The organism is Arthrobacter luteolus NBRC 107841, from assembly GCF_001552075.1.
GTDB classification, from domain to species: domain Bacteria; phylum Actinomycetota; class Actinomycetes; order Actinomycetales; family Micrococcaceae; genus Arthrobacter_B; species Arthrobacter_B luteolus.
Genome location: NZ_BCQM01000003.1, coordinates 86,385 through 111,439 on the forward strand (window position 1 = coordinate 86,385; position 25,055 = coordinate 111,439).

21 protein-coding genes are annotated in these 25,055 nt (G+C 64.9%); 11 read left to right on the plus strand and 10 right to left on the minus strand.

Going from position 1 to position 25,055, the window contains the following annotated elements; translation table 11 throughout:
• Positions 1 to 17: 17 nt before the first annotated feature.
• Positions 18 to 542 (minus strand): hypothetical protein, encoded by a 525-nt coding sequence (locus tag AL3_RS07190; RefSeq protein ID WP_083521536.1) that lies wholly within the window; start codon positions 540 to 542, stop codon positions 18 to 20.
• Positions 543 to 817: 275 nt separating this feature from the next.
• On the opposite strand from AL3_RS07190, the gene AL3_RS07195 reads away from it, so the two are divergent.
• Positions 818 to 1,714, plus strand: a complete 897-nt coding sequence (locus tag AL3_RS07195; RefSeq protein WP_066298666.1) for a phosphodiesterase — start codon at positions 818 to 820, stop codon at positions 1,712 to 1,714.
• Between the two features lie 136 nt (positions 1,715 to 1,850).
• On the opposite strand, the gene AL3_RS07200 is transcribed toward AL3_RS07195, so the two are convergent.
• Entirely contained in the window at positions 1,851 to 2,276 is a 426-nt protein-coding gene (locus AL3_RS07200; protein ID WP_066298668.1) for a pyridoxamine 5'-phosphate oxidase family protein, read from the minus strand.
• 143 nt (positions 2,277 to 2,419) lie between these two features.
• Here AL3_RS07200 and AL3_RS07205 point away from each other — a divergent pair, with 143 nt between their 5' ends.
• The gene (locus AL3_RS07205; RefSeq protein WP_066298671.1) at positions 2,420 to 4,069 is read left to right on the plus strand and encodes a catalase; all 1,650 of its coding nucleotides are present in this window, start codon (positions 2,420 to 2,422) and stop codon (positions 4,067 to 4,069) included.
• A 93-nt stretch (positions 4,070 to 4,162) separates the two neighbouring features.
• Here AL3_RS07205 and AL3_RS07210 read toward each other — a convergent pair whose 3' ends face one another.
• Positions 4,163 to 5,608, minus strand: a complete 1,446-nt coding sequence (locus tag AL3_RS07210) for a stealth family protein (protein ID WP_083521593.1) — start codon at positions 5,606 to 5,608, stop codon at positions 4,163 to 4,165.
• 343 nt (positions 5,609 to 5,951) lie between these two features.
• Here AL3_RS07210 and AL3_RS18730 point away from each other — a divergent pair, with 343 nt between their 5' ends.
• From AL3_RS18730 to AL3_RS07220, 3 genes are all read left to right on the plus strand, one after another.
• Positions 5,952 to 6,683: a hypothetical protein gene (locus AL3_RS18730; protein WP_174522124.1), complete on the plus strand. Its 732-nt coding sequence runs from the start codon at positions 5,952 to 5,954 to the stop codon at positions 6,681 to 6,683.
• A 274-nt stretch (positions 6,684 to 6,957) separates the two neighbouring features.
• The gene (locus AL3_RS18350) at positions 6,958 to 7,545 is read left to right on the plus strand and encodes a DUF6318 family protein (protein WP_255220893.1); all 588 of its coding nucleotides are present in this window, start codon (positions 6,958 to 6,960) and stop codon (positions 7,543 to 7,545) included.
• 554 nt (positions 7,546 to 8,099) lie between these two features.
• Entirely contained in the window at positions 8,100 to 8,450 is a 351-nt protein-coding gene (locus tag AL3_RS07220; RefSeq protein WP_255220891.1) for a hypothetical protein, read from the plus strand.
• 26 nt (positions 8,451 to 8,476) lie between these two features.
• Here AL3_RS07220 and AL3_RS07225 read toward each other — a convergent pair whose 3' ends face one another.
• Genes AL3_RS07225 through AL3_RS07235 form a run of 3 tightly spaced genes read right to left on the minus strand, consistent with a single transcriptional unit; the run spans position 8,477 to position 10,406 of the window.
• The gene (locus tag AL3_RS07225) at positions 8,477 to 9,265 is read right to left on the minus strand and encodes an MSMEG_6728 family protein (RefSeq protein WP_066298681.1); all 789 of its coding nucleotides are present in this window, start codon (positions 9,263 to 9,265) and stop codon (positions 8,477 to 8,479) included.
• Between the two features lie 3 nt (positions 9,266 to 9,268).
• A complete protein-coding gene (locus tag AL3_RS07230) occupies positions 9,269 to 9,835 on the minus strand; it encodes a GNAT family N-acetyltransferase (protein WP_066298686.1) in 567 nt (188 codons plus the stop codon).
• On the minus strand, positions 9,822 to 10,406 hold the full coding sequence (locus AL3_RS07235) for a DUF1684 domain-containing protein (protein ID WP_246168661.1): 585 nt from the start codon (positions 10,404 to 10,406) through the stop codon (positions 9,822 to 9,824). Before AL3_RS07235 ends, AL3_RS07230 begins: the two co-directional genes overlap by 14 nt.
• 71 nt (positions 10,407 to 10,477) lie before the next feature.
• On the opposite strand from AL3_RS07235, the gene AL3_RS07240 reads away from it, so the two are divergent.
• From AL3_RS07240 to AL3_RS07250, 3 genes are all read left to right on the plus strand, one after another.
• Positions 10,478 to 11,230 carry a sulfite exporter TauE/SafE family protein gene (locus AL3_RS07240; protein WP_066298694.1) on the plus strand — a complete coding sequence of 251 codons (753 nt, stop codon included), beginning with the start codon at positions 10,478 to 10,480 and terminating at the stop codon, positions 11,228 to 11,230.
• A 941-nt stretch (positions 11,231 to 12,171) separates the two neighbouring features.
• Positions 12,172 to 13,941 carry an HNH endonuclease gene (locus AL3_RS19170; RefSeq protein WP_502685929.1) on the plus strand — a complete coding sequence of 590 codons (1,770 nt, stop codon included), beginning with the start codon at positions 12,172 to 12,174 and terminating at the stop codon, positions 13,939 to 13,941.
• Between the two features lie 444 nt (positions 13,942 to 14,385).
• On the plus strand, positions 14,386 to 15,708 hold the full coding sequence (locus AL3_RS07250) for a cell division protein PerM (RefSeq protein WP_066298698.1): 1,323 nt from the start codon (positions 14,386 to 14,388) through the stop codon (positions 15,706 to 15,708).
• A 303-nt stretch (positions 15,709 to 16,011) separates the two neighbouring features.
• On the opposite strand, the gene AL3_RS07255 is transcribed toward AL3_RS07250, so the two are convergent.
• A complete protein-coding gene (locus tag AL3_RS07255) occupies positions 16,012 to 16,455 on the minus strand; it encodes a hypothetical protein (protein WP_066298702.1) in 444 nt (147 codons plus the stop codon).
• Positions 16,456 to 16,494: 39 nt separating this feature from the next.
• On the opposite strand from AL3_RS07255, the gene purN reads away from it, so the two are divergent.
• On the plus strand, positions 16,495 to 17,082 hold the full coding sequence (purN, locus tag AL3_RS07260; RefSeq protein ID WP_066298707.1) for a phosphoribosylglycinamide formyltransferase: 588 nt from the start codon (positions 16,495 to 16,497) through the stop codon (positions 17,080 to 17,082).
• 73 nt (positions 17,083 to 17,155) lie between these two features.
• Here the strand turns inward: purN and AL3_RS07265 are convergent, their stop codons facing one another.
• Positions 17,156 to 18,508, minus strand: a complete 1,353-nt coding sequence (locus AL3_RS07265) for an MFS transporter (RefSeq protein WP_066298710.1) — start codon at positions 18,506 to 18,508, stop codon at positions 17,156 to 17,158.
• A gap of 668 nt (positions 18,509 to 19,176) precedes the next feature.
• Here AL3_RS07265 and purH point away from each other — a divergent pair.
• On the plus strand, positions 19,177 to 20,790 hold the full coding sequence (purH, locus tag AL3_RS07270; protein ID WP_066298713.1) for a bifunctional phosphoribosylaminoimidazolecarboxamide formyltransferase/IMP cyclohydrolase: 1,614 nt from the start codon (positions 19,177 to 19,179) through the stop codon (positions 20,788 to 20,790).
• 175 nt (positions 20,791 to 20,965) lie between these two features.
• Positions 20,966 to 22,186, plus strand: a complete 1,221-nt coding sequence (locus AL3_RS07275) for an NADP-dependent isocitrate dehydrogenase (RefSeq protein WP_083521538.1) — start codon at positions 20,966 to 20,968, stop codon at positions 22,184 to 22,186.
• A 79-nt stretch (positions 22,187 to 22,265) separates the two neighbouring features.
• Here the strand turns inward: AL3_RS07275 and AL3_RS07280 are convergent, their stop codons facing one another.
• Positions 22,266 to 23,741, minus strand: a complete 1,476-nt coding sequence (locus tag AL3_RS07280) for a serine hydrolase domain-containing protein (RefSeq protein ID WP_161599354.1) — start codon at positions 23,739 to 23,741, stop codon at positions 22,266 to 22,268.
• The gene (locus tag AL3_RS07285; RefSeq protein WP_066298718.1) at positions 23,734 to 25,050 is read right to left on the minus strand and encodes a M20/M25/M40 family metallo-hydrolase; all 1,317 of its coding nucleotides are present in this window, start codon (positions 25,048 to 25,050) and stop codon (positions 23,734 to 23,736) included. The genes AL3_RS07280 and AL3_RS07285 overlap by 8 nt, the downstream gene beginning before the upstream one ends.
• Positions 25,051 to 25,055 lie beyond the last annotated feature (5 nt).

Consider the following 25,055-nt stretch of genomic DNA (forward strand, 5'->3'; position numbering starts at 1 on the left):
CCTTCCGGGGCCGGGAGTTACTTGCCCTTGCCCTTATGCGAATGGGCGTGCGCATCCTTGGCGTCCTTAGCCGCCTTCACTGCGGCGGCTGCTGCGGCGGTCTTCACCGGGGTGGGAACCTTAACGACCTTGACCTTTTTCTTGTTCTTGGTATCCAGAATCAGTGCCGCAGCGATCCCCGCCAGCCAGATGTCCTTCGCGAACGGCACACCGGCGTTGCTCGGCCGGAAGCCGTCGTCCTCCGTAAACTCCGGAGTCTTCAGGTACATGGTGACCATTCCGCCGGAAAACGCGCCCAGCGCCAGGCCAGCCAGCTTACTGGGCACAAACGGTGTCAGGAGGAACAGCCCAAGCGTGATTTCCGCGGCGCAGAGGAGTTTGCCGAACCGCACGGGTTCCAGGTCCAGGACCTGGGGGAAGGCATTTCCGGCCAGATGCTGCAGCCCGGCCGCTGATTCGGCGTCCAGATTGCGCTTGTTCAGGCCGGAATTGAGGATATAGGCGCCGGTGGTGAGCCGCAGCGGAATATGGCTGAGTTTCATAGTGGTTCCTTACGGGGGTCGGCGGTTTCACGCACGAGCCTACGGCCGGGCAGGGGCCGGCACCAGAGCGGGCCACAAAAACCGGACTGGCCGGCGGGTTCCGGACCGGCACTTCATGAACACCGGATGGCTGGCAGGTGCACATCGGGTGCCGGGGCCAACACACGGCCGTAAAGTTACCCCGATCACCTTATTTCTGCTTTGATTAAGCCGGTACCGAGCTTCCGAATCCCCGACGACACTAGACGACACCGGACGACACTAGAAGGTCAACAATGGATTACCTCCCGGCCGAACATCCCCGGCCGCGACACTTCATCCTTCATCTGAGCGACACCCATCTGCTGGCCGGCCCCGGTCCGCTTTACGGGACGGTGGACAGCCGGGCGAAGCTGCTCTCCCTCTTTGCGCGGCTGGAGGCGGCGGAGCGCCGGCCCGAAGCGATAGTTTTCACCGGAGACCTCGCAGACAAGGGTGAGGCGGCAGCCTACGACTCCCTGCGGGCAATCGTGGAACCTGCAGCGCAGCGGATGGGCGCCCGGGTGATCTGGGTTATGGGCAACCACGACCGGCGGGACACGTTCAAGGAACGCCTGCTGGACGAGGCGCCGGACATGGCACCGATGGACCGGGTCTACGAGGTCAACGGCCTGCGCGTCATCACCCTGGACTCCACCGTTCCCGGCTACCACCACGGCGAGCTCAGCGGAGCCCAACTGGTGTGGCTGCGCTCCGTCCTGGCGGATCCGGCACCGGACGGGACCATCCTGGCCCTGCACCATCCGCCGGTTCCCAGCGTCCAGGACCTCAGTGTCCTGGTGGAACTTCGGGATCAGCGCGCCCTGGCGTCTGCCCTGGAGGGAACGGATGTCCGGGCCATCATCGCCGGCCATCTGCACTATTCCACCTTCGCCACCTTCGCCGGCATCCCGGTGTCCGTTGCCTCGGCCACCTGTTACACGCAGGACCTTGCGACGCCGGGAACCCGGGGGCAGGACGCCGGGCAGGGCTTCAACATGATCCATGTGTATGAGGACTCCGTGGTCCACTCGGTCGTGCCCTTGGAGGAGCAGGAAACCGTGGGAGAGCGGGTCGATGAGACGGAGACCCGGCGCCGGCTTGAAGCTGCCGGAATCCGCATCCTCGAGGCCCGGAGCATGAGCCACGCCTGAGGGCATCGGCCACGCCTGGGGCGCGGAGGTTTACTGCCGGTCCTTCCGGGACCCGGTCAGTCCTTCCGGGACCCGGTCAGTCCTGCCCGGACCCGGTCAGTCCTGCCCGGACCCGGTCAGTCCTCCGCGGACCCGGTCAGTCCTGCCCGGGTTCCGGACCGAGGTTGAAGAACCGCCCTGAGATACTCGTGGGCGTCAGCTCAACATACCGGTGTTTTTCGGTGCGGACCCACGGCCGCAGGGGGAGCTCCTCGGCAGCCTCGATCTCAGCAGCGCGCTCGAGCTCCCGGGTGGTTCCATGGATGACGACGGACCAGGCTTCGTCGCTGTAGACCCCATCCACCTCGAAGGCGACCTGGGAGTTCACAGTCAGCTCCGCCAGTTTTGTGCCGGGCGCAGTCCGGAACAGGATCACGCCGTCGTGCGCGTAATAATTCACTGGGAAGATGTCCGGCCGGTTGCCGACGCTCAGCGCCAGCCGGCCGTGGAAGGTTTTTTCGACGAACTTCCAGGATTCTTCGGCCGTGAGTTCGACAACGGGCGGCTTCTCATCGCTTGTCATGCCCCAAGTGTGCCAAGCGGACCGCGCGGCCGCCACCGCCGGGCCGGCAGCGGGGTCTTGACCCGGGCGGAAGAGGTTAGAAGAGTGGCAGGGGAACCTTTGAATTTTTCCCGGAACACCTCAGCCAATGCTAGGGGAAGACGATGACGGATGATGAGAAGTCCTATGAAGCCCAGGTGCCGCTGACCACGCGGCAGGGTCACCCGGTCTACGACAACCAGAACTCGCGCACGGTCGGCCCCCGCGGGCCCGCGACGCTGGAGAATTACCACTTTCTGGAGAAGATCAGCCATTTTGACCGGGAACGGATACCCGAGCGGGTGGTCCACGCCCGGGGTTTTGTAGCCTTTGGCGATTTCGAAGCCACCGGCAAATGGGGTGGGGAACCGATCGGGACTTATACCCGGGCAGCGCCCTTCGCAGCCCCGGGCAAAAAGACCGACGTCGCCATCCGGTTCTCCACCGTGATCGGCGGGCGGGACTCTTCCGAGGCGGCGAGGGACCCGCGCGGCTTCGCGGTGAAGTTCTATACCGAGGAGGGTAACTGGGACCTGGTGGGCAACAACCTGGGTGTTTTCTTCATCCGGGACGCCATCAAGTTCCCGGACGTGATCCATTCGCTGAAACCCGATCCGCTGACGTTCCGGCAGGACCCGGCCCGGATTTTCGACTTTATGTCCCAGACCCCGGAGTCCATGCACATGCTGGTAAACCTGTTCAGTCCCCGCGGCATCCCTGCGGACTACCGCCACATGCAGGGTTTTGGGGTGAACACCTACAAATGGGTGAACGAGGAGGGTGAGACCAAGCTGGTGAAATACCACTGGCAGCCCAGGCAGGGGGTGAAGTCACTGACCGAAGCCGATGCAGCCAACATCCAGTCGGGAGACCTCGGCCATGCGTCCAAGGACCTGTACGAAGCGATCGAGTCGGGCGAGTATCCGCAGTGGGATCTCTACGTGCAGATGATGGAGGACAACGATCATCCGGAACTGGACTTCGACCCGCTTGATGACACCAAGACCTGGCCGGAGCAGGACTTTGTGCCCCGGCTGGTGGGCACCATGACGCTGAACCGCAACGTCTCCGACCATCATGAGGAAAACGAGCAGATCGCGTTCGGAACCGGCGTGCTGGTGGATGGCCTGGACTTCTCCGACGACAAGATGCTGGTGGGCCGGACCTTTAGCTACTCGGATACCCAGCGGCACCGTGTTGGGCCAAATTACCTGCAGCTGCCGGTGAACTCGCCGAAGCATGCCCGTCATGCGACCAACCAGCGCGGCGGGCAGATGTCCTATGGTGTGGACCTGGCGCCTGGCCAGAACCCGCATGTGAACTACGAGCCGAACATTACCGGCGGACTGCAGGAGGCGCCCAAGCCCGCCCACGAGGAACAGGGGCCGGACCTTACGGGCAAGCTGACCCGCAAACGGATCCCGCGCACCAATGATTATCTGCAGGCCGGGCAGCGCTACCAGCTGCTGGAGCAGTGGGAGCAGGATGACCTGGTGAAGAACCTCTCCGACAACATTTCCGAAGCCAGCCGCCCGGTGCAGGAACGCATGCTCTGGCACTTCTACATGTGCGACGACGAACTGGGCTCACGGGTCGGCGAGGGCCTCGGTATTGGCCTGGACGAGGTCAGGGACCTGGGCCCGCTCGCCACGCAGACCCTGAACGGCGAGGAAACCGCGCGGATGCAGAACCTGGGAAACAACGGTCCGCGCAGCGTCGAAGGGCTGACCATGACCCACTGTGTCCCGGACGAGCACGTGGTTATCGGCCGCTGAGTCCTGCTTGGCCCAAAGGCGGCGGCGGCCGGGCACCTGCCCGGCCGCCGCCGTCGTTCTGTTTAGATTTCCCAGCTTCTAGATTTGGCTGGTTTAGATTTCCCAGGGTGCTTTGATCGGGAAGTACTTTTCCAGGAAGCCGGTCACCCGGGCGGTGCGTTCTTCGGTGGGGACCTCGGGGAAGGAACCGTCATTGAGGCAGAACAGGTCCTTGTTGCGCTTCTCCAGGAGCCGGTCCATGGACTTGAGCCCACGGTAGGACGTGGTGTCCACGTACTTCACCTTGGCCGTTTCCTGGGTGACAGCGCGCCCGGTCAGCAGGGCGTAGTAATGGTAGAGCGAGTTGGTGACGGAGATGTTGTCCTTCGCCCGGAACCTGCTGGCGGCCGTGGCAGCGAATTCCTCCGGGAATACGGCTTCCATCTCCACCAGGACACTCTTGCGCAGCGGTGCGGCAGTGTGTTCCAGATGCCGGGTGGTGATGCGGCCGAAACGCTCCCACAGGAGGTGCCGGTTGACCCGGGCGGCGTTCTCGAAGCCGCTGCGCTCGGGGTCGTTGGCGCCGAGCCCGATCCGCGTGCTGGCCTCAATGAACTTGGTGATCCCGCCGGGGGAGAAAAACAGATCCGGGCCCACGGGACGGCCGAAGAACATGTCGTCATTGGAATAGAGGAAGTGTTCGGACAAACCCGGAATGTGCTGGAGCTGGGATTCCACGGCCTGCGAGTTGAACGTCGGCAGCACCGACGGATCGCGGAAATGTTCCACGGCCGGCACGAAGGTCACCGAGGGATGGTCGGCCAGCCAGTCCGGGCGCGGGGAATCGGAGGCGATGAAGATGCGCCGGATCCAGGGCGCGAACATATAGACGGAACGCAGCGCGTATTTCAGTTCGTTGATCTGCCGGTAGCGGGCTTCGTGGTCGTCACCTTCGCCGACGACGGCGTCCTGCATCAGGGCAGCACGGCGGGCGCGGTATTCCGGGGAACTGCCGTCCACCCAGGAGAAAACGAGGTCCACGTCGAAGCGGATGTCCGTGGCGTGGTCAGCGAACATGTTCTCGATGGTCGGCCAGGTCAGGCCATGCTTATCCACGCTGCCGCGGACCACCTCAGAGGCGGGCAGGGTGCGGCGGGTCAGGGAGTTCTCCACCGGGAGGGTGATTTCGGTGTCGCCGAGGTCCCAGAGCTCCACCTGGACACCCGCAGAGGGGCCGAAAACCAGGTTGGTGCCGCTGGTCCCGCGGGGCCGGAACAGCCGGATGATGCGGGTTTTTTCGTATGGGGAGAGCTCGCCGTCGGCAATCAGCAGGGTGCGGGACTTCTCGGTGTCCACGCTGCGGGAGTAGAACGGCTCGTCCCGGCAGGCGTCAACCAGGGCGCTGCGCAGCTGTTCGCGCAGCCGGATGTCGATCGCGATGACCGGGCGTTCGTCGTTTCCGCGGACCAGCAGGTAGTCGATGCCCGCGCCGTCCAGCACACGCCGGACGAAGAGCAGGTCCTCCACCATCGCCTGGTGCGGGGTGAGGCCGGTGTCCATCAGGGTCAGGCGGCCCTTTATTTTCTGGACGTTGGGGCGGTGCTCCACCCGTTGGATAACGGCCAGGGAAGCGGTCTGCAGATCTTCGGGCTCGCTCCCGTCTTCGGGAGTTCCAAAGTAAACGTCGTGTTCGGCGGAGATATCGGTAATGGGAGCCTCCAAAAGGGGTCGGGCGCAAGGCAGGTGTTTGTGGAAATGTGCGACGCTGCACGGGTACTGGACTCCCGCAGGCGCACCGGGCCGGTTTGGCCGAACGGGTGCGTGGAACTGCGGAAGCTATGGGTGGCACGGCCGGGGCTGCGTAGCATGGTTGCTGAGCACGCGGAAACCTCCGGGAGCCGATGTGAGATACCGTAACACCCTGATTGCGGCGGGAATAATGGGCGGCCTCTGCCTGCCGTCCTGTGCGGTGTCTCCGGCGCCGGATGCCGCACCGGAGAGTGCTTCTCCCGGCTGGGCAACCTATGCCGTTGAGCGCTCTGACCTGGAGTTTGAGTACCGTACCGACTGGTCGGTGGAGGAAGTGGCGGCCCTGGCCAACGATCCGGCCGGCGGGGTGTCGCTGCGGGTGCACGACGCCGGCGGAAGAGTGATTGCCTGGCTGGACACCGGGATCATCACCGACCAGATCTGCGCGCCGTTGCCGGAGCCGGTGGCGTACACCGAATACGATGCTGCGCCCATGCCGGGGCTGATATCTGCCCAGGGGACGGTGCAGCGGTTTGTCTACCGGTCAGTCGTCCCGGCCGGTGGCGGAGAAGCTCAGGTGACCTACGCTGTCGTCAGCGCTCCGACGCCGTCTGCGGAGGAGGCTGCCTGTGGGCTTTTCGATTTCTTTACGCTGACGGAGTCCAGCGGCGGGCGGTTCGCCGGGGCGGTTCCTGCGGACGGCGGGGCTGCTGGTGGGGGTGCCGGTGGGGCTGAGGCTGGAGGCGGAGCTGGAGCCGAGGCTGGAGCGGGGCCTGGGGATCATCTGGAGAAGACGGATCATCTGGAGAAGGCAGCGGCGTTTGAGGAATCTCAGGAGTTCCGTGATGTGAAGCGGATGCTGGCTTCCCTGCACAATGCGGGTTGATGTGTCCCTGGCAGCGGACCGGCGGGTCGCTGGTAACGGAATTTCTGCTTTTTGGACGGCTGTTTCGGTGGCGCCCTGTGGATAAGTCAGTATGCTTTGCGGCAGTTTGAGTAGCATCTACCGCACTGGTCCTGATGGCTTACCCCGGGGGTCTTACATGTTTAGTCTCGTTGAGCGTCGTCGTGCTGCTGCTGGCGCTGGTGCTTCTGCCGCCGGCGCCGGTGCAGGATTCACGGGTGGCGGGTGGCTTGCTGTTGCAGTCGCGGGGGCTTTGATGCTGTCCGGGTGTTCCGGTTCGGGGGACCGGGATGCGGATGCTGCCGAGACCCCAAGCGTGAGCTCCTCTTCGAGTTCTCCGGAAGCTCCGAGCCCCTCTCCGTCTCCCTCTGCTGTGTATAAGCCGGCGTCGGCTGAGGGTCCTGCGGAGAACGTGCCGCTGCCGGTGATGCCGGAGGAAGCGAAAGTCGAATCCAAGGAGGGGCTGATCGCTTTCGCAAGGCATTGGTACGACCTGGCGAACTATGGATATGAAACCGGGGATGTCGAGCCGGTCAAAGCTACAAGTGGAACAAGCTGTTCTGGATGCACACGGTATTTAAGTGTCGTGGAACGGGGATTCAGTGCGAACGATTGGATGGCAGGATCTCTGATCGATTTTCGGAGTGTCCACAGCGACTATGTCCTTACGCCAGAAGGACGCTACCAAGTGCTGATTCAATTTACGCAGGAACCGATTGAGTTTTACGGACCAAGCGGAGAATCCTATGGCACCGATCCGGGGAGCGAGATGCCGGTCGTCCAAATGCTGGAAGCGCGTTTCGAGTCCGGAAAGTGGACCGTCGAGCAGTTGTCGAGCATGTAATGGAGACAGCAGCCGTGTCATTGCGAATCGGGACCGTGGGCACAACTTTCCTTGTCATGATGTCACTTTTGTGGCTCGGCTCGGCCCATGCCGACACCGACAAGACCGGAGATTCATCGTTTTATGACGACACAGTGGTGACTCGATGGCAGCAACATCAGAGTGGAGTGTGGACGCAGGTCCCAATCGGCGTTCCCGAGAGTCCAAACGGGTTCCGATACGAACCGGCGTGCTTCGACGATCAAAACTCAGGGGACGTTCAGTGCCTAGTTCAATCTGACAGCTGTTCAGCAGGGCCGGATGGGCGCCTAGTGTGGTGGTACTCAGGGCTTCGGGTTGTTGATCCAGCGACTTGGCCTCGGTACGGTTCAGCCCCCACCTGCATCTACTCCGAAGACCCCGCAGCTTTTGAAGAGCGGCTCCGCGCAGCTGTGCTCTCCGCATTCCAGGAAAGTCCGATTGCGCCCGGTCAATTGTCAGTACAGCCGAGTCCGCACACGCTTATCGGAGCGCACACGAATGTGTATGTCGAAGCCGGTGAGCAGGTGTTCGAGATGAATCTGCTTGGCCAGTCGATCCGGATAGTCGCCAGTCCCACGGAATACACCTTCGATTATGGTGACGGAACGGCTTACGGCCCGGCTCGGGTTCCCGGCGGGCCGCTTCCGGAATCCCGCTGGGGCGAACAGACCGCAACGAGCCATGCCTATGAAGCCACCGGAGATTTCCCGGTGACCGTGACGACGTTCTTTTCCGGCGAGTATTCGGTCAACGGGGGCCCGATGGTTCCGATCGATGGCCGGGCCCAGGTGACCTCGCCCGTTCAGCTGCTCAGCGTATGGCGTTCAGAATCCCGAAATGTGGCGGATGACTGCCTGGTCAACCCGGCGGGAGTTGGCTGCTGACCCGGCTGGGCCACCCGCGAGCCACTTCAGCCCTCCGGGACGGGCACTGTGAACAGTGTCCGGGGATCCTGCAGGAGCGCTGGATAGGTGAAGGCAGCCCGGTTCAAGACCTCGCCGGTCAGCGACACCCGCCGCCGGGCAGTGTCATTCGTCAACGTGACCGGTCCAACCTCTCCCAGTTCCAGCCGGGAACGGTCAGATCCGAGCAGCGCGACGGGATCGCCGTCGTTCATTACCTCCAGGAAACGCTCCAGCTGGCGGCCTTTCTTGCCGGTGATCGGAGTCCCGCGGGCAGAGAGCATGGGCAGCTCAATGACCGGCCCGTCCGGGTTCCGGACCGGGCGGGCAATCCACAGCCAGCGGTCAGCGGGTTCGGTAGGCGCTGTCGGCATGGCCGGCTCCGGCCAGACGTAGGGCAGGCCGGCCGGTGTTCCGGGGAACAGCTCTGCATAGAAATCCGGATCCTTCACCAGGAGGTTGGAGCGGTGGCCCTCATGAAACGCCCCGCCGCCCAGCCACGGCGGCCGGGGAACGACGTCGGACGCGGCCTCCGGTGCGAACTCCAGCAGCTGCTCCCGGACCGTGTCGGCAAAACCCCGGGCCACCCACTCATCGGTCATCGCGAGTCCGTAGGCGGCCAGCGCGGGTACATACCCCATCCACATCCGGGTCGCAGGATGGCTCTGCCAACCGTAGTCCGGGACCACGAGGGCGCGCAGAATCTGCAGGGTTTCAACCCGCTGTTTGCCCAGCCGGGGTGAATCCAGGACCCGGGCGCTGCGTGAAAAACTCTCGTAGGGGAGGAAGGTCTGCACGAATCAGCCTGCGGAGATGAGAGAACGGGCGAACACTAGATCGTCGAAAAGATGCGGTCCCAATGAAAACTGTTTACGGCCCACGACGGAGAATCCGGACTTCCGGTAGAAAGCCTGCGCCCGCAGGTTCATACCGTTCACCCCGAGCCACACCGTGCCGATCCCTGCCTCCTCCGCAGTTTCGAGGACAGCAGTCATCAGCCCGGACGCTACACCCCGCCCGTGCGCTGCCGGATGCGTGTAGAACTTGGAGAGCTCCGCTGTCGGACCGGGGAGGCCCTCCAATGCAGCGGCGATCTGCGGATCTGCAGGCGGTTCCAGGACCAGCAAGGCGTAGCCGACCAGCCCCGGATCAGCCCGTGCCACGAGGACCCGGCGGGCAGGATTGGCGGCGAAACCCGCGAAAGCATCCTCCGACAGCATTCGGGCAGCGAATTCAGCCGCTTCTTCCTCCGTCACAGCAGGCGGGCAGGCAAGCGGGAAGGTCAGGGCGGCCAGCGAAGCCAGCGCAGCAGTATCTGTGTCCCGCGCCGGACCGACGGCAAACACCGCGCGATCAGTATTCGGCATACAGCTCACCTGCCATCAAAGGAACATCCAGCCGGTTATCCGGTCCGGGCAGCGGGCAGGCCCAACGCTCGTCATATGCACAAGAAGGGTTATACAGGAAGTTGAAGTCCAGGACGAGCGAATCATCGCCACCGGCGCCGAGATGCGCGCCCTTAATGGTGTCGAGCAGGTATCGGCCGCCGCCGTAGGTTCCGCCGTTCCGGCCGGCGAGGGCATCGCGCACCGGCAGGAAGAGCCCGCCGCCGTACGTGGCCAGCCGCCACAGCGCCAGGCCGCCGACGTCGGGGAGCTGCACTGTCCCCAGGCGCTCAAAATACACCGTCCCGTCCGTACCCGTGGCGGCCTCGAAGCGCTGCCCGGCGCCGTCGTCGTCAATCACCGCCTCGAAACGCAATGCAGGATCATAAGGCGCGAGGGCGAGGCCCGTGAAACGCGCCTTCGCCGCCTCACTCAGCGGCGAGGCAGGATGGGTACCGAACATTAAGTCCCGTTCGCGGCGCCACAGATCATGGGCGGACGACGGCGATTCGTCCGCAGCTGCGCGCCGAACCTGGGCATATATCTCGAACATGCGTCTGCGCCAGTCAGCCGTCCGGAGTGCCGAAGCAGGAGAAACCATAGGCCCAGCGTAGTGTGTTTGGCGTGACTACCGGACTTCTCATTGTGGTGCTGACCTCGATTTTTATCGGCGCGGTCGCCCAGCGAATCGCCGGTCTCGGCTTCGCGCTGCTCATTTCCCCCTTCCTGGTCATCATTCTTGGAGCCCACGGCGGCGTCCTGATGGTGAACGTGTGCGGATTGATTTCCTCCCTCCTGATCATGTTCCGCGTCTGGAAGGAAGTGGATTGGAGCATGTACCGCTGGCTGGCGATACCGGCGGTCATCGGCAGCATCCCTGCTTCGATGGCAGCCGTTTACCTGCCGGCCGCGCCAATGGCCGTCATTGTGGGCGGGATTGTGCTTGTTGCCCTGGGCGCCTCGTTGGTGCTGGCACGGAATTCGGTGGTGGTGACCGGCAACAAAGCCAAGGCAATTGCGGGGTTCGCATCCGGCATCACGAATGCTGTGGCCGGCGTCGGCGGTCCCGCAGTAAGCGCCTACGCCGTGATGGCGCGGTGGCCGCAGCGCCCGTTCGCGGCGACGCTTCAGCCGTTTTTCGTGACCATTGCTGTCGTCACCCTGAGCGTGAAGCTCACGATGGACCCGGGGCAGATGCCTCCTTTCAGCACACTGGCGTGGATTCTGATCGGTGTCCTGATTGTGGCAGGCATCTATGCGGGGGAGCAGCTTCAGAAGCACATCAGTGACGAACATGTACGGTTCGGCGTTATTGTCATTGCCTTCCTTGGCGCTGCGGCGGCCATGGCCAAGGGGCTGTTCGACCTCTACGCGTAACCTCGGCCGATGCACGTACATCCGGTTCGACGGCGTGGGCTGGGACCGGGGCTGGAGTTCCGCACCGTCCGTGAGGCAGCGGACTCGGCCCGCCCGAAACCACCGGAAATAAGCAGGTAATTGGGGCTGAAAGTCCCGTACCTGGTGAACGCGTGATTCGTCGATTTTGGGCCTCGAATGTCAGTGGCGGCTGAAAGTGTTGGGGTATGAAGAGCTCCCCGAGCACACCGTTCTTCCGGTCCGCAGATCGGGAAGATTGCGGTGTGCCTGGAGCTTCCGATCGTGGACAGTGCGAAGGTTCCGCCGGGGCCGGGGCCGGGGCTGGCGCCGAGGCTCGGGCTGGGGCTGGGGCTGGGGCTCGGGAACGGGATCAGGCTCGGGCTGGGGCTCGGGCTGGGGCCGGCACTGGGGATGGTGCTCGGGATCGGGCTGGGGCCGGGTCCGAGACTCGGGCTAGGGCCGGGGGTTCCTCGGGTCCTGCCGGGGAGAAGAACCGGGCCCCCGACGCTTCGAATACCGGCGCTTCAAATACCAGCGCTTCGGGTGCCGGCATGAGGCGGGACGTAGGCGCGGCAAGCGGCCCTGAGTCGGCCGATTCAGGGGCGGCCCCGGGCGGCATCTGTGGATCTGTGGCTGTGTTTTGGGCTGCCCCGGCGGCTGCTCCGGCGGAGGACATCGCGGGGATCCCGGAGGGTTTCGACGGGCGGCTGTCCCTGCGTTCGGCGGAGCTGCTGGGATTCGCGGAAACCGTGGAGGCATTAGAGCGGCTGGGCGTGCTGATCTGCTGGGCCCAGGCGCAGCAGGCCAGGACCGCGGCGCGGCTGGAGGAGCTTTTCGCGCGGGACATTGCTCGGGCTGCCGGCCGGGAGGATCCGGGATTGGCACTGTCCCTCGCGGCAGCTGAGGCTGGTGCGGTGCTGAATCTGCCGCATATGAGCGCGATGCGGTTGGTGAGTGAGTCCTCCCGGCTGAACCGGGAACACGCTCAGACACTCGCGAGGCTGGCCGAGGGACGGATCGGGTACCAGCACGCACGGATCATCCTGGACGAAACCCAGTTCGTCCCCGACGGACCTGACCCCGATGCCAGCGCAGATGCCGGTCCGGCTGGCGGTGCAGGCAACGGAACGGACAGCCCAAACCCAGGGGAAGACTCCCAGCCCGAATTGGATCTGCTGGGCACAGCAGGTTCTGACGACGATGGGAGTAATCCGGAATCTGTGAATGCGAAGCCGGTGAACGCGCGGCAGCGTTTCGAAGCGGACCTCCTGAGTAACGCCGAGGGCCGGACAGCGGCGGGATTCGGGAAGAAGGCCCGCCGGCTCCGGGAGTCCCGGTTTCCAGAGACGATCCCGGTCCGGCACCGGGACGCTTTTGAGAAGCGGCGCGTGTGTTTCGACGCGCTTCCCGATGGAATGTCCTGTTTGACGGCATTCCTGGCTGCGGAGCAGGGGCAGGCTATCTATGCAGCCCTGTCGGGTGCGGCCCGTGCCGGAAAAGCCGCCGGTGACCCTCGAACCATGGACCAACTGCGCGCTGACACCTTGGCTACGGTATTGCTCGACGGCGGCAGGCCGGCGGAGGCGGCCCCACCGGCCGTGCTGCAGGACGGAAGAACGCGGTCTCCGGGCCCTGTGGCCCCGGCTCGGGCCGCACCGGCAGCTCCTGCAGACCCGGCAGCTCCTGCAGACCCGGAAACTCCCGAGGGCCCGGAGGCACCGGAGGCGCCGGTAACTCCCGCACCGTCTGTGGCTCCCGCAGGTCCGGTAACTCCGTGGGCGCCTGGTGCCCACGGGGCTTCGGCAAGGCCCGTGGCTCCGGTAGCTCCGGCACCGTCTGTGGCTCCCGAGGTTCCAGTAACCCCGTCAGTGCCTGTGGCTCCCGCCTCTCCAGGGGATGCGGTGGGGAGACCGGCGTCTGCAGCTCGAAAGCGGAGCGGGGCGCCGAAACGGGTTCGGCGGGCGGAGCGGCACCGGAATCAAACCCGGACGAAGACTGAGGTGATGGTACTGATCAACGTTGACACCCTCGCGGGTTTGGACGATGCCCCAGTCGAATTGAACGGATACGGCCCGATCAGTCCTGAGGCGGGTCGGCGAATGGTTCTGCAGGCACTGAGCTGGACACCACTGGTACAGGACCCAACGACGGGGGAGATTCTCGGGGTGGGACGAAGGCGGCGGATACCTGCCGGTCTGAAACGTTGGCTCCAAGCACGGGACGGAACCTGCCGGTTCCCCGGCTGCGCCGTTAGCATGACCCGCTCCGAAATCGACCACACCACGCCCTGGGCCCGGGGTGGCCCCACCGAGCATTCGAACCTGGAGCACCTCTGCCCCAAACACCACCGGTTCAAGACACTCGGCCACTGGAAAGCCCGTCAGCCCGAACCCGGCAGCATCGAGTGGACCTCTCCAACAGGACGGGCTTACCGCACCGAAGCCGCTCTCGACTACCTTGGCCATCTACCCCCGGGCTTGGGCATGGGCATGGGAAAGGGCTTGGGAATGGACCCGGGAATGGACCCGGACACAAATGCGGATGTGGATGCAGACGCGGATACAAATACGGATACCGGGACGGGGGCCGGGACTGTCTCCGGCCGGGGGAACGGCAACCGTGAACCAGGGGCACCTGCTGCTGCGGATACAGCTCCCATGGCGCCTGTGAGGCCCGATCTGCAGCAGGAAAACGAAGCGCCACCCTTCTAAGGACAGCTGGCGTCCCTAGGAACGGCTTTGTTGATTCGTCCCGCCCCGCCTTGGCCACGTTTATCCCCTCGGTCCCCGCGCCGCCTTGGCCACGTTTATCCCGTCGCACCCCACCCCGCCTTGGCCACGATAATCTCTCGTACCCCGCGCCGTCCGGGTCACGATAATCCCCTCGGTCCCCGCGCCGCCTTGGCCACGATAATCTCTCGTACCTCGCGCCGTCCGGGTCACGATAATCTCTCGCACCCCGCCCGGGTCGCCCTGATCCCTCCATGCCCCCTCCACCGCTCCGTCCACAGATCCCCCTGCCGCCATCACCTCCGCTGGCCCCGCAGCGATGGCCCCGCAGCGCCCGGGAGAGTGCCTCGAGCCGCGACACTATGCGCCGACTCACACCCGGTACCTGAAGGGCGCGCAGGGTCCCCAATGGCACGATAGAAAGCGATGAAACTCTTTAAACGCCCGAAGAAACCGGGTGTGGTGCCCATGCCGCTGTGGCTGCAGGGAATGTTCGAACTGGGGCAGGCAGCAGTGCTGTCGGCCCTGGTAGTCATCCTGCCGCTGACCGGTGTCTGGGCCGCGAACGGGTTCTCGGACCGCGACTACGCCTCCCTTGCCCGGCTGAGCGGTCAGGCCTGGCTGCTCCTCCACGGAGTGCCGCTGTCCCTGACGTTCCCGGCGGGCACGGTTGGGCCGGAAGAGACGGGAGGGCTCCTCTCCCTCATCCCACTGGGCCTGACCCTCATCCCGTTCTTCCTCGCCTGGCGAGCAGGCCGCCGACTGGCCCGGGCGTCGTACACGGACCAGCTGTGGCAGGCCCTGCTGGGCGCGGTTGGAATCTATGCCCTGGTTGGAACAGCGGCAGCTTACTTTTCGGCAAACGACGACGTCCGAATCTCACTCGTCGCAGGTGGGCTGGTGCCCCTTATCCCGGCAGGCCTGGGCCTCATCATTGGTGCCCGCAGGGAAGCCGGTTCCTGGGTGCGGCTCATCGGCGTGGACCTCACCGACTGGATCGCCCGGACCAGCCAGCATTCCCGCTGGGCGGGTTCCTACCTGTGGGCCGCGGTACGCGCCGGGGTTGTGGGAATCAGTGCGGCGCTGGGGCTTTCGGCACTGCTTCTGGTCGTGGCGCTGGCACTGAACTGGGCACAGATGGTAGCCATCTACGAGCGGCTCGACGCCGGAATTATCGGCGGAGTGGTGCTCACCGTGGCTCAGCTGGGACTGATCCCCAACTTCGTCGGCTGGACCCTGTCCTGGGCCTCAGGTGCGGGGTTCGCGCTTGGTGCCGGCAGCACGATCAGCCCGCTGGAAACAACAGTCGGACCTCTGCCGGCCCTGCCCGTGCTGGCTGCGCTCCCCAGCGGACACATGGACTTCGCCTACGCAGCGCTGCTGATCCCGGTTGCGGCGGGGGTCCTCGCCGGCTGGTGGTTCCTGCGCGAAGGAGAGAACCATTTCGATGAGTGGCTGGCTATCAAGATCCATGCCCGCTGGTTCACCGCCCCGGTTTCGACCATCGCGCTGGGCGCAATCATCGGAATTGTCTCCGGACTGTTCGCAATGGCAGCTGCCTGGATATCCAGGGGCTCCCTCGGCATCGGACGCTTCACGGAGATCGGCCCGGACCCCCTGTGGACCGGCATCTGGATAGCTGCGGAAGTCGCCGTCGGCGCCGTCATCGGCTTTGCGGCCGGTCCTTGGCTGGAACACGAAAAGCGGCGCCGTCCGGCTGTTTCGGAAGAGGTTCTGGACAACGTTTAGGCGCACCCGGACTGGCCGCCCGCTGGCCTGACGCCGAGCCGGCTGACGCCGGCCCCGCTGACGCCGAGCCGGCTGACGCCGGCCCCGCTGACGCCGAGCCGGCTGACGCCGGCCTCCGCCCGCTGACGCCGCTCCGCCCGCTGACGCCGGCCTCCGCCCGCTGACGCCGCTCAGCCCGCGGACGCCGGCCTGACGCCGGCGTCCGTCCACTGGCGCCGGCCCGGCTGACGCCGGCCTCAGCCCGCCAGCCTCAGCCCGCTGACGCCGGCCTGACGCCGAGCCGGCTGACGCCGGACCCGCTGGCTACGGTTCGGGGATCATTCCGCCGAAGGTCATGTAGTCCTGCACACAGTTCTCGGTCGCCTGGACCGTCAAGGCCGACTGCATGCAGGTCTCGTACTTGGCTGTCAGCGGCCACAATGCCACCATGGCGGCGAGCCCCAGAGTCATAAACGCGGTAGCTGCCAGGCCCATGGAAACGATGACCCGGAGCATCCGGTGCATACCGAAACGGATGATCTTGACCATCGCCATGATGCCAACCACCAGGGCGGCAACGCCCAATGCCAGCGGCAGCAGCTTCCAGGGCAGGGCCAGTTCGGAGCTGATCAGCATACCGGCGAGTAAAGCGATAAACACCCAGAGGAAGGACCGGGCTTCTTTGGTCTGCGCCTCGGTCGGCTCGGGCTTGCGGGTAGCCGGAGGAAACGGCGGTCGCGCATTCAGTGGAGGGCCGTCGTTGTTCATGGATTAAGCCTAGGCGACGCTTGGACTTAAGGTTGACACATGCGAATTGTTGTTCTGGTCTCCGGCACCGGCTCTAACCTCCAGGCCGTCATCGACGCCGTAGCCGCGGGGGATCTGGACCTTGAGATCGCCGCGGTGGGGGCCGACCGCCCGGGCACCTACGGCGTCGAGCGGGCTGCAGCGGCGGGATATGAAACGTTCCTGGTGAATTTCCGGGACTACGCCGTCCGGGCTGACTGGAACCGCGCGCTGACGGAGAAGGTCGCGTCCTACGCGCCCGACGTCGTTCTGTCCTCGGGTTTTATGCGGATTGTGGACGAGCACTTTATCGACACCTTTGCCGGCCGCTACATCAACACCCACCCGGCGCTGCTGCCCTCTTTCCCCGGTGCGCACGGCGTCCGCGATGCCCTGGCCTACGGGGTGAAGATCACCGGCTGCACGGTTCATATTGCCGACGCCGGTGTGGACACTGGTCCGATCCTCGCTCAGACGGCAGTGGAGGTGCTCGACGGCGACACCGAGGAATCGCTGCACGAACGAATTAAGGTCCAGGAACGCCGGCTGCTGATTGAAACGCTGCGGCAGCTAAGCACCATGGGTGTTCCCTCGCTTCCCCAGCGCTGACCGCCGGCGCTGACCTGAGGCAGTGCGGGACCGGCCGGAAATCTGCATGCTCCCGGCCGATCCCACAAAACTCCTAGTCCAGTGCGGTGCCCCGGGTCTCCGGTGAAAAGCGGGCCATCCACAGCACCGCGGCCAGAACCAGGACGCCGGCAACCGCAAAGGACAGCGGCAGGCCCAGATACGGCCACAGCACGGAGACAAACAGCAGCGGGCCAAACCCGGCCCCCACCCGCGACGCCGTTGACGCCCACCCGAAACCGCTGGCACGCAGCCTGGTCGGGTACAGCTCGGAGACATAGGTGTACAGCACGGGGATGGCTATCTGCACCACGAACCCGTAGATCAGCAGCCAGGTGGTTGCTGCAGCCGGAACATCCACCACCAGTGCCACCACCACAAGAGACGCTGCGGCAGCGGGCCCGGTGACCGCGAGCAGCCACTTGCGGCCCACACGTTCGACGAGCAGGGCGGCTGCCACCACACCCAAGAGGCCGACGGCGGCCATGCCGGACGTTGTCAGGAACGCTTTGTATTCGGCGAAGCCGGCGTCAACCAGGATTTTCGGCATCCACTGCAGGGCCAGGTAGTAGACCAGCAGGATCGTCACGAACAGGGACCACGCGGTGACGGTCGATTTCGGGTTGGAACGCCAGACTTCCGTCAGCTGGCTGCCCATGGTCTTCAGCGTGAACTTCGGTGCCGGCTCGGGTTCGGGCAGCCGCCATTCGGTCTGGGTCCCGCCGGTGCGGGCAATGAGGTCATTGATCACGGCCTTGGCTTCTTCGGTGCGCCCCGTGCGGACCAGGAAGAGCGGCGATTCCGGAACTGAGCGGCGCACCCAGAACACCAGCAGGGCCGGCGCCACCATGATCAGCATGGTCCAGCGCCAATCCGCGACGGTTGCCATAATCACCGCGGAGGTGACGCCGCACAGGGCAGCGCCCACCGGCCACCAGCCGTCCATGGCCGTGAGTACCCGGCCGCGCTGCTTCCGCGGAGTGAACTCTCCGACCAGTGCGTAGTCCACCGGTACACAACCGCCAAGCCCGATTCCCGCGAAGAACCTGAAGACGCAGAACCAGGCGATGTCAGGTGCGAACGCACCGAGAACAGTGAAGATCGAGAAGATCAGCAGGGTGGCGGTGAAAGCCCGCTTGCGGCCGATCGCATCGGCGATAGACCCCCACACGAAGGCGCCGATCGCCATACCGAGCAGGTTGGCGGTGCCAATCCAAGCTGCCTGGGCGGGGACCAGGCCCCACTCCTTCGAGAGCAGCGGAATCAGGACGCCGTTCAGCGTGACGTCCCAGGCGTCGAACATAAAACCGAGCCCGCCGATGAGGAAAATCCTGCCTTGGACCCGCCAGCGCCAAGGCAGATTCTGGACTACCTCGTCACCCGCCGGGAGGGTGTGGGTTGTGGTCATGAGTGGCCTTCCGGGGGAGTTATAGTCAAATTCGTCGAAACTCGTAAAACTGTACAACGAAATTCCCGGAACCGCTCCCGACGCTGGCAAACGGTGACTTTTTCGGCTCACCGCAAGGTTTGTCCCCGGCACCGGTGCCCAGCCCCCAGTGTCCGGCCCAGCCCCGCGGCCAGTTCCCGGCGCTCCGGCCCACAGTGTCCGGCCCAGCCCCGCGGCCAGTTCCCAGCGCTCCGGCCCACAGTGTCCGGCCCAGCCCTGCGGCCGGCTCCAGTGTCCGTCCCAGCCCCCAGCGCCCGTCCCGGCCCCGGGGCCAGTTCCCAGCGCCCCGTCCAACTGTCAGGCGGAGCCTGTGAAGTGTGCACTGGGAGCTTCTGGAGGACTAGGAGGGTGAAGCAGGGTGCGAGGAATGGGCGCCGTCGAGGGCGAGCGATGTTTGAGCCAGCCAGCGGGCTCACGCTGCCAGCTGCCAGCTGGCAGCCCTAACAGTCAGACCATGGATGGCTCCCAGGAGGGATATCGGGGCGAATGAGTCCGCAGGCTCCGGCTCTGTTACCCGCAGTCGGTAAAGCTCAGTGCGCCGGGCATAAACTGGTCCCGGGCCCGCCCGGCCGCAATCCGCGGCGGTCGCGGCTCGATCTGCCGAAACCACGTCACCTGGAGTGCCTTCCGTGAAACACACCCCCCTCGACCGTGTCCCCATCCGCCGGGCCCTGATCTCGGTTTATGACAAGACCGGACTGACGGAACTGGCCCAGGGCCTCTCCGCTGCCGGCGTCAGCATCGTCTCCACCGGCTCGACCGCCAAGCAGATCGCTGCGGCCGGCGTGCCGGTCACCGAGGTTGCCGAAGTCACCGGCTTCGCTGAATGTCTGGACGGCCGGGTGAAAACGCTGCACCCGCGCGTACACGCCGGTATCCTCGCTGACCGCCGCCGCCAGGACCACAGGGACCAGCTGGAGGAACTTGGCATCGAGGCCTTCGACCTGGTGGTCGTCAACCTGTACCCGTTCGTCGAAACCGTGAAGTCCGGCGCTGCCCAGGACGACGTCGTGGAGCAGATCGACATCGGCGGACCCTCCATGGTCCGCGCCGCGGCTAAGAACCACCCGTCGGTCGCCGTTGTCGTTGACCCGGCAAAGTACAGCGCCGTCACTACTGCTGCCGCTGAAGGCGGCTTTGACCTCAACGAACGACGCCGGCTGGCCGCCGAAGCGTTCGCGCACACCGCTGCGTACGACACTGCTGTAGCAACCTGGACCGCCCAGCAGTTCGGCGACGGCACCGAAGCCGGCGCCGCCTGGCCCGCTTACACCGGCATGGCGCTGGAACGCTCCGAGGTGCTGCGCTACGGCGAAAACCCGCACCAGGCCGCCGCGCTTTACGCTGATCAGGAGGCGCTGCCCGGCGTCGCCCAGGCTGACCAGCTGCACGGCAAGGCGATGTCCTACAACAACTACGTCGACGCTGATGCCGCCCTGCGCGCCGCCTTCGACTTCGACGAACCGGCAGTCGCCGTCGTCAAGCACGCCAACCCCTGCGGTGTGGCTGTGGCCTCTCCGGGTGCCGCGGACCCGATCGCCAACGCCCACCTGAAGGCGCACGCCTGCGATCCGGTCTCCGCCTACGGTGGAGTCATCGCGGCGAACCGGACTGTTACCGCGGGCATGGCCGAAACCGTGAAGGACATCTTCACCGAAGTTGTCATCGCTCCGGACTTCGAGCCCGAGGCCGTGGAAATCCTGACCCGCAAGAAGAACATCCGCCTGCTGACCCTGCCCGACGGCTACGGCCGCAACCCGGTGGAGTTCCGCCAGGTCTCCGGCGGTGTGCTGATGCAGCAGCCGGACACCGTGCAGGCCGAAGGGGACGACCCAGCCAACTGGACGCTGGCCGCCGGCGAAGCCGCGGACGAAAAGACGCTGGCTGATCTGGTCTTCGCCTGGACCGCGGTCCGCGCCGCCAAGTCCAACGCGATCCTGCTGGCCCGTGACGGAGCCTCCGTCGGCGTCGGCATGGGCCAGGTCAACCGGGTGGACTCCTGCAAGCTCGCCGTGGAACGCGCCAACACCCTCGCCGGGGACGACGACGAGCGCGCCCGCGGCGCGGTGGCCGCCTCCGACGCGTTCTTCCCGTTCGCCGACGGCCTTCAGATCCTGCTGAACGCCGGTGTCCGCGCCGTCGTCCAGCCCGGGGGTTCAGTCCGTGATGAAGAGGTAATTGCAGCAGCCAATGCTGCCGGCGTCACCATGTACTTCACCGGCGCCCGCCACTTCTTCCACTAGGAAGCGTCCTCCGGCCCTCCGGTCTGCAGGCTGCGCGTGTGACGAATGCGCGCAGCCTGCAGTTTATGGAGCGCAAGGGCGCTGTGGCATAGTTGGACTCAGATACCAGACCCAAAAAGCCGGGTCCCTGCATGTCAAAAGCCATGTCCGGACCCCCATCACACTAGGAGACCGTGTGGCTGACAAAATCAAGGTTGTGGGCTCTGTCGTAGAGCTCGACGGCGACGAGATGACACGGATCATCTGGCAGTTCATCAAGGACCGCCTGATCAATCCGTACCTGGACGTTGACCTCAAGTACTACGACCTGTCGATCCAGAACCGCGACGCCACGGATGACCAGGTCACCATCGACGCCGCCAACGCCATCAAGGAACACGGTGTGGGCGTCAAGTGCGCCACCATCACTCCGGACGAGGCCCGCGTCGAAGAATTCGGCCTGAAGAAGATGTGGGTTTCCCCCAACGGGACCATCCGTAACATCCTCGGCGGCGTCGTCTTCCGTGAACCGATCATCATCTCCAACATCCCGCGCCTGGTTCCGGGCTGGAACAAGCCGATCATCATCGGCCGCCACGCCCACGGCGACCAGTACAAGGCCACTAACTTCAAGGTGCCCGGTGCCGGTACCCTGACGCTGACGTACACCCCCAAGGACGGCGGGGAAGAAATCAAGACCCAGGTTGTCACCTACGGTGACGACGGCGGCGTGGCCATGGGTATGTACAACTTCAACGACTCCATCCGCGACTTCGCCCGGGCCTCCTTCGCCTACGGCCTGCAGCGGAACTACCCGGTGTACCTCTCCACGAAGAACACGATCCTGAAGGCCTACGACGGCCAGTTCAAGGACCTCTTCCAGGAAGTCTTCGACGCCGAGTTCAAGGACCAGTTCGAAGCAGCCGGCCTCACCTACGAGCACCGCCTGATCGATGACATGGTTGCCTCCGCGATGAAGTGGGAAGGCGGCTACGTCTGGGCCTGCAAGAACTACGACGGCGACGTCCAGTCCGACACTGTGGCGCAGGGCTTCGGCTCGCTGGGCCTGATGACCTCCGTGCTGATGACCCCGGACGGCAAGACCGTCGAGGCTGAAGCAGCTCACGGTACGGTTACCCGTCACTACCGCCAGCACCAGCAGGGCAAGCCCACCTCCACGAACCCGATCGCCTCGATCTTCGCGTGGACCCGTGGCCTGATGCACCGCGGCAAGCTGGACAACACCCCCGAGGTCATCAACTTCGCCGAGACCCTTGAAGACGTCGTCATCAAGACGGTCGAATCCGGCAAGATGACCAAGGACCTTGCAGCCCTGGTCGGACCCGACCAGGCTTACCTGACCACCGAAGAGTTCCTCGCCGCACTGGACGAGAACCTGAAGGTGCGCCTGGGCTAAAACCCGGCATCCAGTACTAAAACTGCAGCCAGCCCCGGTCCGATTGGACCGGGGCTGGCTGCGTTATCCCGGAAAGCGGTTAGGCGCGGATCAGACCGAGCGCCCCTTCTGGTTTTACCGAGAACTCCAGTTCCTGAATGAGCTCCGGCCGCACCGGGGTGATGCTAAGCGAACAGTGCAGATCTGCATACCGGCCTGGGACGCGCCAGCTGATCTTCGAGGAGCTCTCCGGGACAGCTGGCGTTGCCCGAGCCGGGCTGAGGCCACCTGTCTCCTTCATGAGTCTGGTCAGTTCCGCCCGGCGGTGCTCCATTGGAAGATCCTTCACCATATTGTCAGCGAAAACCGCGCATGCGTGTGCGTCATCCCATTGGGTCAGCAGCTCGTTGATCCGCTCTCGGGCGTGGAGGGTTGAGGCCCAAGGCTCCGGCCGCGGCGGTACGGGGCAGGGAAGCGCGGATTCCCGCGCGCCCTGGCCATGGACCGGCGGCGCGTTGTCCTCCAACAGCCGGGCAAAAATCCGCCTGACCGGCACCGCCGCCTCAGCATAGGTGGCGTTCTCCACTCCGATGCCGAAGAGCCCGGTTTCAGGATGCCAGCGCATATGTGAGCTGAAACCCGGATAGCCGCCGGAGTGGGAAACCACGGTTCCGTAACCGGGCACCTCCTCAATAAAGAGGCCGAAGCCGTAGGCACGCGGCAGCTCCGCCACCTGCCCGTTCTGAGCGGGCATAAGCAGGCGCTGTCTCTGCTGCATCTCGCGTCGGGACGCAGGGGCCAGGACATCCGGCCGTTCCGGTTCCGGGGCAAAAGCCGAAGCGAGCCATCCGGCCCATCTGGCCATGTCCGCTGCCGAGCTGAAAAGCCCTCCGATCGGCGAAAATGCCCCGGGGCTGGTGAAGGGCTCAACTTGCCAGGCGCCGTCCAGACGGCGGAAACCCGGGGCCGGGGGAGCGTTGAGGGCTCCGGCGGAGAACGCAGTTTCGGTCAGGCCAAGCGGCTGCAGCAGCCGTTCGGCGATCAGGTCCGTATACGGTGTGCCCGTAATTTCCTCCACGATGCGGCCCAGAATGGCGTAGCTCAGATTGGAGTAGGCGAACCCGGTCCCCGGATCGGCAGCGAGAGGCAGCCCAAGGGCCAGCAGCCGGTCCAGTGCGGCTGCCGGCATTGACTCCTGGCGGTCGGCCCAGTGGTTGTCTGTTGCCAGGCCCGCGGACATGGTCAGGAGCATTTCAGCAGTCGGATGGATACGTTCGTGGAAGGCACTGCGGAGCACTGGCAGGTAGTCTTCCGCCGGACGGCTCAGATCCAGCAGCCCTTCGTCGCGGAGGATAAGGACCAGTGCAGCAGTGAAGCTCTTGGTACAGGAGGCGACCCGGTATGGCGTGTGTGTATCCGGCGTGTTGTCTCCTCCCGGGTCCACACTGCCGTAACCACCCGAGGCAATCACCTTTCCGTGCCGGCCGAAGGTATATGCACCCCCTGGCACGATTCCGGCCAGGACACGCGTGGAAAACTCCTCCGCAGCGGAACCGGGCAGTCCTGGGTCACACATGAATGAGGAAATCGCCCAGTACAGCAGCGCCGGACCGGACGGATGCCACGGGAACCCGCTCATCGACGCCGTGTACCCCGGCAACGGTGCGGCCGTCCGGGTCTGCACCCAACGGGGAGAACCCGTAGCAATTGATGCCGAGTGCGCTGAACGCCTTTGCATCGGTGCCGCCGCCCATGCAGACAGGGACCACCACGCCTTCCGGATCGTGCCGCACAAGCGCGGCCCTCATAGCTTCGAACCAGGATGAATCCACCGGTGAGGACACTGCCGGCTGGTTGGAAAGGAACTCGCGGCTGACCTGGGGGCCCAGCATGGCGTCTATCGTGGCAAGGACATCGTCCTCCGTTCCCGGCAGGCACCGCACGTCCACCTCGGCCTCGGCCAGGCCGGGAATAACATTGACTTTGTAACCCGCGCGCAGGACTGTCGTTGTCGATGAACACCGAATCGTAGCCCGTGCCACATTGCCGGCATCACCGAGTGTGTCAATGGCCGCCAGGATCCCCTCGTCGCTGCAAAGATCGGGTTCGTAACCCAAGGCCCTTGAGACACCGTCGATATAGCTGCGGACCGTCTCGGTCAGGACGATCGGCCACGTATGGTGGTTGATCCTGTGGACCGCGTCAAGCAAAGCGGTGACGGCACTGTCCGGGACTGGCCGGGACCCGTGGCCTGACGTTCCGGTTGCACTCAAGCGAAGGTGCAGCGTGCCGCGCTCCGCCGCTGCCACCGGATACACCGTCACCGTGGAGCCGTCGGCGGCCAGCAGTGGAGTCGCGTTGCCGCCGGATTCTCCGATCGCGGCTTCCACACCTGCGAAAAGCCCAGGGTGCTCGCGGACCAGCCACAACGCGCCGTACTCGCCCTTGTCTTCCTCGTCGGCTACAAAAACGACAACGATGTCCCGGCGCGGCTGAAGACCACGTTCAGCCCAGTCCAGCAGCGTGGCCAGAGTCATCGCGGCCATGTCCTTCATGTCGCTGGCGCCGCGGCCGTAGATGTAGCCGTCCTGGATAATCCCGGCAAACGGATCAAAGCTCCACTGCTCCGGTTCTGCCGGGACCACATCGATGTGGGCATGAACCAGCAGCCCCGGAAGATCCCTGTCCTTCCCGGGGACCCGCACGACCACGGAAGCGCGGTCGGGGGAGGGGCCCAGTATCTGGGCGTCATAGTGGGCCGCCTTAAGTAAATTCTGGATAAATTCTGCGCACTCTTTCTCGCCTTTCCCATACCCGTTGCCAAGGTTGGTGGTGTCAAAACGGATCAGATCGGCGCAGAGTGCCGCGGGGTCAGTCGTGCTCAAAGAAG